Source organism: Devosia equisanguinis (assembly GCF_900631955.1).
GTDB lineage: Bacteria > Pseudomonadota > Alphaproteobacteria > Rhizobiales > Devosiaceae > Devosia > Devosia equisanguinis.
Window position 1 is genome coordinate 1 of sequence record NZ_UZWD01000075.1, and the last position, 5,358, is coordinate 5,358.

5 protein-coding genes are annotated in these 5,358 nt (G+C 64.5%); 3 read left to right on the plus strand and 2 right to left on the minus strand.

Features of this window, described 5'->3' with window-relative positions; translation table 11 throughout:
- Positions 1-97: 97 nt before the first annotated feature.
- Together DEVEQU_RS19660 and otnI are read right to left on the minus strand one after the other, a co-directional pair.
- Positions 98-1,129 carry a sulfate/molybdate ABC transporter ATP-binding protein gene (locus DEVEQU_RS19660; RefSeq protein WP_126152313.1) on the minus strand — a complete coding sequence of 344 codons (1,032 nt, stop codon included), beginning with the start codon at positions 1,127-1,129 and terminating at the stop codon, positions 98-100.
- Between the two features lie 312 nt (positions 1,130-1,441).
- Positions 1,442-2,218 (minus strand): 2-oxo-tetronate isomerase, encoded by a 777-nt coding sequence (otnI, locus tag DEVEQU_RS19665; RefSeq protein ID WP_126152314.1) that lies wholly within the window; start codon positions 2,216-2,218, stop codon positions 1,442-1,444.
- A gap of 159 nt (positions 2,219-2,377) precedes the next feature.
- On the opposite strand from otnI, the gene fgd reads away from it, so the two are divergent.
- The 3 genes from fgd to DEVEQU_RS19680 all read left to right on the plus strand — a co-directional run bounded on the left by fgd (position 2,378) and on the right by DEVEQU_RS19680 (position 5,300).
- Positions 2,378-3,379, plus strand: a complete 1,002-nt coding sequence (gene fgd / locus DEVEQU_RS19670) for a glucose-6-phosphate dehydrogenase (coenzyme-F420) (RefSeq protein ID WP_126152315.1) — start codon at positions 2,378-2,380, stop codon at positions 3,377-3,379.
- Between the two features lie 165 nt (positions 3,380-3,544).
- The gene (cofE, locus tag DEVEQU_RS19675) at positions 3,545-4,354 is read left to right on the plus strand and encodes a coenzyme F420-0:L-glutamate ligase (protein WP_126152316.1); all 810 of its coding nucleotides are present in this window, start codon (positions 3,545-3,547) and stop codon (positions 4,352-4,354) included.
- Positions 4,355-4,358: 4 nt separating this feature from the next.
- Positions 4,359-5,300 carry a putative F420-0 ABC transporter substrate-binding protein gene (locus DEVEQU_RS19680; RefSeq protein ID WP_126152317.1) on the plus strand — a complete coding sequence of 314 codons (942 nt, stop codon included), beginning with the start codon at positions 4,359-4,361 and terminating at the stop codon, positions 5,298-5,300.
- The last annotated feature ends 58 nt before the right edge of the window (positions 5,301-5,358 follow it).

The window sequence follows — 5,358 nt, forward strand, 5'->3', positions numbered from 1 at the left end:
GTCCTTGCCCGCCCCACCCAAAAAATCCTACCCACGGCCTTGAGCCGAGGCTCTGCACTTATGCAGGCCCGAGGCACCCACCGCGTGTCAAAAAACCTCAAGCCGCAAACAGCTGCCAGCGCTTCGGCCTGAACGCAATCCGGCTGCGCTCGCCCGCCGGGTGATCGAAGGGCAGGTCGATCTCGACGCGGTGCCCGCCCCCGCCAATATCCAGCTCAACGCGCCGCGTACCACCGACGCGCCGGCTAGCCGCCACCACGCCGGCCAGTGCCGCATCACCCTCGACCAGTTCGATATCATGCGGCCGGAAGAACAGCCGCGCCGCGCCCTGCCCCTCGGCGCCGGAAATGCCCACCGGCCGGTCGCCCAGCCAGATATCGCCCTTTTCCACCTGCACCGGCAGCTCGCTTGATTCCCCGATAAAGCCGAAGACAAAAGGCGAGGACGGCGTGTCATAGACGCTGTCGGGCGTGCCCACCTGCTCGATCCGCCCCTGGCTCATGACGCAGAGCCGGTCGGCCAGCTCCAGCGCCTCTTCCTGGTCATGGGTCACGAAAACTGTTGTATGGCCGGTGCGATCATGGATTTCGCGCAGCCATTTGCGCAATTCGCGCCGCACCTGAGCGTCCAGCGCCCCGAACGGCTCGTCCAGCAGCAACACCCGCGGCTCGATGGCCAGTGCCCGCGCCAGCGCCACGCGCTGCCGCTGTCCCCCCGAAAGCTGGCTCGGATAGCGTTTTTCCAGCCCTGAAAGCTGCACCAGATCAAGCAGCTCCAGCGCCCGGCGCCGGATTTCGCCCGCAGCAGGGCGGCTCGAGCGCGGCCGCACTTTCAGCCCGAAGGAGACGTTTTCGAGAATCGTCATGTGCCGGAACAGCGCATAATGCTGGAACACGAAGCCGATATTGCGCTCCTGCACGCTCTTTTCCGAGGCGTCCTCATTGCCGAAGAAGATCTTGCCGGCAGTGGGCCGCTCCAGCCCGGCGATCAGCCGGAGCAGCGTGGTCTTGCCCGAGCCCGAGGGACCCAGCAAAGCGATCAGCTCGCCCGAGCGGATATCCAGCGACACATAGTGCAAAGCCGGAAACCGGTCGAATTCCTTGCGAACCTGCTCAACTCTGACTTCCATCGGCGCTACTCAACTCCGGGCCCTGTTCCAGCCATGGAACCTAACGAGAGCAGCCCGCGAAACCAAGTCGAGCCCAACCCCAATTGCCCGGGATTGCTAGAAAGTCATTGCGCAAAACCCCGCCACATCAGCAAGAAACCTCACCAACTCGCCCAAAATGCGCGCAATGGCAGAACACTTTCCTCCCCCCGGGTTTTGGCAAGACAGGCGCAATCAGCACGATGCGGCTCCTCCCCCTTCTTCAGGGGGAGGTTGGGTGGGGGTGTGCAACGCGCTCAAACCCATCTGTCGCGCTTCGCCAGAAAATCCCCCTTACCGCCAGCGCTTCATCCAGCCCAAACCCTCGCGCGTCGTGGTCAAGGGCCTATACTCACACCCCACCCAGCCGTCAAAACCAAGCCGATCCAGCGCCTCGAGCACGAAACCATAATTGATCTCGCCCGTCCCCGGCTCATGCCGCCCAGGATGATCGGCGATCTGCACATGCCCGATGCGCGCCAACAGGCGCTCGAAGCCGGGCACCAGATCGCCCTGGCTGATCTGCATGTGGTAGAAATCGTACTGGAGCTTGAGGTTCTCTACCCCCGCCATTGCCATGATCGCCTCGGCATGATCGGTGGTCGAGACGTGATAGTCCGGCATGTCGCGCTGATTGATCGGCTCGAACACCAGCCCGATCCCCGCTTCGGCAAGACGCGGCGCCGCATAGGCGAGGTTTTCCGCCAGCGTGCGGTCCAGCTTCGCTTTATCGACACCCTTGGGGGCAATTCCGGCAAGGCAATTGAGCGTCGGGCAGTCCAGCGCCAGCGCATAGTCGATCGCCATGTCGAGCCCCCGGCGGAACTCATCCACCCGGTCTGGCAGGCAACCCAGCCCGCGCTCGCCCGCCTCCCAATCGCCGGCCGGCAGGTTGAACAGGGCCTGCTTGACCCCAGCCACCTTCAGCGCCCCGGCCAGGACAGCCTTGTCATGCGCATAGGGCGAGACATATTCGACCGCCCCAAACCCGTCCTCGGCCGCCAGCGCAATGCGCTCGATCAGCGGCACCTCGGCATAAAGAAACGACAGATTGGCGGAAAATTTCGGCATGCTCAGTCTCCTCGCCGCGCGACAGGCTTGACCGCAATAGCCGGAAACGCCACTTGAAACCAACGCGCTTGTGCATGCCGCCATCGTCCCCACACGGAAGGTGCTTGACTAAGACCGATTTTTGACCAAACGATCAAATATTGGGACAGGAGAGACACAATGCGGTTCGGCTACAAGGCATCGGCGGAACAATTTGCGCCCAACGATCTGCTGCGATTTGCGGTGGAGGCCGAACAGGGCGGCTTTGACTCGGTTTTCGTCTCCGACCACTTCCAGCCCTGGAAGCATACCGATGGCCATGCGCCCTTCGCGCCGGGCTGGATGTCGGCCGTCTTGGCCCGCACCGAAAGGATCATCCTGGGCACTTCGGTGCTTACCCCCACGTTCCGGCTGCATCCCACCGTGGTTGCCCACGCCTTTGGCACCATGGGCGCCATGTTCCCCGGCCGCGTCATTCTCGGCGTCGGCACCGGCGAGGGCCTCAACGAAGTGCCGGCCACCGGCATCGAATGGCCCGAACTCAAGGAGCGCTCGGCGCGCCTGCGCGAAGCAGTCAAACTGATCCGCCAGCTCTGGAGCGAGGATCGCGTCTCCTTCGAGGGCCAGTATTATAAAACCGTCAACGCCACCATCTATGACAAGCCCGCCGAGCCGGTGCCGATCTACATCGCTGCCGGTGGCCCGCTCAACGCCAAATATGCCGGCCGCGCCGGCGATGGCTTCATCTGCACCTCCGGCAAGGGGGCCGAGCTCTATGTCGATCAACTCCTGCCCAATGTCGAAGCTGGCCGTGCCGAGAGCGAACTGGCCGGAAAGCCCTTCGAGCGCATGATCGAAGTGAAAGTCTCCTTCGACACCGATCCCGAGCGCGCCCTCAACGATTGCCGCAACTGGGCTGCTCTCTCCCTCTCCGCCGAGGAAAAGCACTCGGTGCAGGACGCCGAGGAAATGGAGCGTCTCGCCGATGCCCTGCCCATCGAGCGCGTCGCCAAGCGCTGGATCGTCTCCTCCGATCCCGACGAGCACGTCGCGGCAATAAAGACCTATATCGACTACGGCTTCGACCATCTCGTCTTCCACGCGCCGGGCACCGACCAAAGCCGCTTCCTCGCCCTCTACGCCAAGGAGATTTTGCCAAGGCTGCGGAAGCTGGTGGGATGAAATGGTTGAAACCCAACTCCACCGACAAACTCCGCTCGTCACCCTCGGGCTTGACCCGAGGGCCCTACACTTGACAGCAGCACCGCAACAACAGACCCCTCGGGTCAAGCCCGAGGGTGACGATCGAACGGGCGGCGACAATCCGAGACAGCCTAGGCTCCACCCATGACCCCCCGCTTCTCCGTCTGGGGCATTACCGGCCTCCCCGAAATCGCACCCCATGACGACCTCGTCACCCTCATCGCTGACGCCGTCGCCACCCAGTCCGTCGCCGATCCCGACCTCGCCTTGAAATCCGGCGATATCCTCGTCGTCACTTCCAAGATCGTCTCCAAGTCCGAGAACATGCTCGTGCCTGCCTCCGAGCGGGAACAGGCCATCGCTGCCGACACCGTTCGTGTCGTCGCCGAGCGCGTTCATCCCGGCGGCACCTTCAAGATCGTCGAGACTCGCCAGGGCCTTGTCATGGCCGCTGCCGGCATCGACATGTCCAATGTGCCCGAGGGCCTGGCCCTGCGCCTCCCCGCCGATCCCGACGCCTCGGCCAGAAAACTCTGCGCGGGCCTGCGCGAAACGCTCGGCATCGACATCGGCATCATCATCACCGACACTATCGGCCGCGCCTGGCGCGTCGGCCAGACCGACATGGCTATCGGCTCCGCCGGCGTGCAACTGACCGACGACTTGCGCGGTGCCAATGATGCCAATGGCCGCCCACTCCACGTCACCCAGGCCGTCATTGCCGACGAAATCGCCGGCGCCGCCGATCTGGTCAAGGGCAAGACATCAGGCATTCCCGTCGCCGTGGTGCGCGGCCTCGCCCGCTTCGTCACCGATCTCGACGCCCCCGGCGCCCGCAGTCTGACCCGCACCGGCGACGACGACATGTTCCGCTTCGGCTCTGCCGAAGCCTACCGCCTCGGCTACGAAGCCGCGCTGGCGGAAGCCAAATCCAAAAGCGTCAAACAGGACTAGTTCCATGCGCCTTCTTATCCCCAGCCTGCTGACCGCGGCCGTGCTCGCCGCCCCGGCCCAAGCCGCCACCACCTATCCGCTCACCCTCGACAATTGCGGCACCGCGGTCACCGTCGAGCACGCCCCAGAGCGCGTGGTGACCATCAAGTCCACCGCCACCGAATTGCTGCTGTCGCTGGGCCTGGCCGATAGAATCGTCGGCGTCGGCTTCCAGGATGGTCCGCTGCCCGCCAATCTCGCCGCGGCAGGCGCCGACCTCACGGTGCTTTCCGAAAAGCTGCCCAGCCAGGAAGTCGTGCTCGAAACCGAGCCGGACTTCATCTATGGCGGCTGGGAGAGCAATTTCGCCGCCGATGGCGCCGGCGAGCGCCCGACCCTGGCGCAGTTGGGCGTCGCCACCTATGTCGCCCCCGCCGCCTGCCGCTCCGTCGTGCCGCCCAAACTGACCTTCGACATGCTGTTCGCCGAGATCGCGGAGATGGGCACGATCTTCGACGTCGAAGCCGCCGCCGCCGATCTCGTCGCCGCGCAAAAGGCCGAACTTGCCGCCATCGCCCCCGACACGCGCGGCCTCACCGCGCTCTGGTACTCGTCCGGCACCAAGACCCCCTATGTCGGCGCCGGCCGCAATGCCCCCGCCATGATCATGGAAGCCCTGGGCCTCACCAATATCTTTGCCACGGTCGACGAAGGCTGGACCTCGGCCAGCTGGGAAGCCGTGGTCGATGCCAATCCCGATGTGATCGTCCTGGTCGACTCCGCCTGGAACTCCGCTGCGCAGAAGAAAACCCTGCTGGCGGAAAACCCGATCACCAGCAAGCTCGACGCGGTGATCCACCAGCGCTACCTCGTCCTCCCCTTCCCCGCCTCCGAAGCCGGCATCCGCAACGTCCCCGCCACGGCCGACATGGCCGCGCAACTGGCCGGTTTGACCTTCGGGGAATGAGCATTCTGGCACGGAACACCCTACCCCACCTCCCCCTGCGCCGGAGCTTCGGCTCCAA